1 protein-coding gene is annotated in these 1,063 nt (G+C 60.0%); it reads left to right on the forward strand.

Translation table 11 applies throughout. The features are described 5' to 3' along the window. Positions 1-388 precede the first annotated feature (388 nt). A partial coding sequence (locus AC1D0P_RS26020) for a hypothetical protein (RefSeq protein WP_477679364.1) occupies positions 389-1,063 on the forward strand: 675 nt, incomplete at its 3' end.

Consider the following 1,063-nt stretch of genomic DNA (forward strand, 5'->3'; position numbering starts at 1 on the left):
CATAAGTAGAGTCAGCCTCAGTGAAATTCGAGATCGTTTATATTTTTGAGACACAGCGACCGGTGATGCTTTTCGCTCGTCAAGTGGAACCGGGCGATTTCACACTCGCGCAGTCACCGATGCTGGGTGGGGTGCCTATCAAACGCTCCGTCTCGCAACCTCGCGCATTAACGAAGGACGGGAGCCCTGATATGACTCAGTTCGCCTTTGTGCTGTCCTCTGCGAATGATTTGCCGAGGCTAAAGGTTGGTCAAATAGTCGACCTAGCATGATCAACTGAGGTCTGCTTTGGGCCCAAAGCGGACATGATGAAATATTCCACGATATGTATTATGTTAAGTCTTATTCAGATCGACACGACGTACAACCCAAGCCCCGAAAGGTCCGCATGAATCGCACCCTACTTTGGCCGGCACAGATGGCCGCGTTTCCTGGCAGGACGGCAAGGACGGCCAGCCTGATCGCTGTTTGCGTGGCGCTTGTTGCGGGTTGCGCCTCTGATCGCCCCGAGCCGGTCAACACGCGCTGCGGTGATATCCAGCTAAGCCAGAACGACCGTCCCGTGGAATCGAACGGCGCGTCGGTCACCATCCGCCGCATGCCTTTCACTGTGAGCTATCTCGGGAAGGCTCAGGGCGTGTTCAGGCTACACGCGGCCTCGCCGCATTCGCCGACCAACGTCCTGCGTGATGCGCCCGCGGACCTCTGGCTTGTGGATTCCAGGCCGCTGAAGCGTGAGCCTGGCGATCTGCGCCTCGCCGGACATATTCTGGAACACACACGCTCGTCCAGCTACGACGCGGGCCCTGACGTGAACATGCCTCGGCAGCTCCGGYGCCCGGCAGGCCAGCCTTCGGATTCACGCCCCGTTGGCCGCCTGGACTACAACGAACCGACGATTGGCGACGACCCCGGCAAGCAATGGATGCGGGTGGCCAAGGTGCACGGGCAAGCCCTTCCCGGTTCGAAGTGGCCTGTGTTGCACCTGACTTCGCTGGTCGGCGCGCCTGCGCCGGCTTCCTCCTCCCCGGAAGTGGTGAACTGGTCGGCCTGCACCGTGTTC

This window comes from Polaromonas sp. P1_G2 (genome assembly GCF_056405515.1).